This is a genomic window from Pedobacter borealis DSM 19626 (genome assembly GCF_000708285.2).
GTDB classification, from domain to species: domain Bacteria; phylum Bacteroidota; class Bacteroidia; order Sphingobacteriales; family Sphingobacteriaceae; genus Pedobacter; species Pedobacter borealis.
This window is the reverse complement of the sequence record NZ_JAUG01000194.1, coordinates 1-1,095: the sequence shown is the minus strand read 5'-3', so window position 1 is coordinate 1,095 and position 1,095 is coordinate 1. Positions and strand designations below refer to the sequence as shown.

The 1,095-nt window shown below is 35.7% G+C and carries 1 protein-coding gene; it reads right to left on the bottom strand.

Going from position 1 to position 1,095, the window contains the following annotated elements; all coding sequences use genetic code 11:
• Positions 1–241: 241 nt before the first annotated feature.
• The gene (locus AW17_RS24385) at positions 242–823 is read right to left on the bottom strand and encodes a hypothetical protein (protein WP_157280416.1); all 582 of its coding nucleotides are present in this window, start codon (positions 821–823) and stop codon (positions 242–244) included.
• Positions 824–1,095 lie beyond the last annotated feature (272 nt).

The window sequence follows — 1,095 nt, the reverse complement described above, 5'->3', positions numbered from 1 at the left end:
CTCAGGTTAATAATTTTGCCTGTTTATCTAAATTAATATATCTGAAGTACCTTTTACAGGCATTTATGGTCACTACGTATATTCAACTACCTTCATATCAGGCTTTAAGAAATTCTGCTTAAATGGCAATAACCGATAATGTTGTTATGAATTCTACTTCAAAACAAAAAACCTACAATTGATCGTAGGTTTTTTGTTTTTCGAATTCTAATAGCAGAAAACGCTATCATTTTTTATCATCTCAATTGCGATATTGATTTTCCTTCAGTTCTTCGAGAAGTTTCTGATGAATGACAACCCCAAGGTGGCTTTTTTCAATAATCAGCACTTCTGCAAAGGCTTTGCCAGCATTATCTATCTGTTTTAAGCCTAAATGTCCTAGGCCCTGCATATATACGCAATGGGTTTTATTGCGTTTGTTAAGGTCATCTTCCCAAATGGTTAAATCTGGTAACGATACGGCAAAGTAATCAATAGTAACCTGATCATCCAAATGTCTTTTTGCATAATTGACCAGCCTTATTCGTACAAACGTTTTTTTAGAAACCTGTTTAACTAGGCTGCAAAACATGGCAATATGTATATCCGGGTGATGGGAGCCGGTCCTTCTGAAGGAAATTGGCTGTATATGAATACAATTAATCTTGGTGGAGGAAATCACATGTTTAATGCTGAAAAGGAGAATGGGGGATTGAGGGTAAAGACATGCGTTATGTTTTTGAAAGCAGTTATATGCCAGGTGCTTTTGGGATTCAAGGTTTTCCAAAAAAATGAAGAAGTAGCCCATAACCTCCAATGCAAGTCGATTGGTTGGGGTGCTCAATATATGTTAGCAATGAGTTAGGAGACCGTAGAAAAAAATCCTAAAAAGTATAAAATATTCAAAGCTTTAAAAGCTTGGGAAACTGCCTGGGAGGCTAATATTTTTACTAATAACCTGAGTTCGATAATTATTTGCTGAAAATTATATCTTATTTACGCCTAATCCCGCTTTATCGTCCTGCTGAATTTATTTCAGCATCTTTTTAGCGTGAAAGACCCTGAAATAAATTCAGGGTGACGACCGTCTTAACAGAAAACTTGATTAAAACGCCA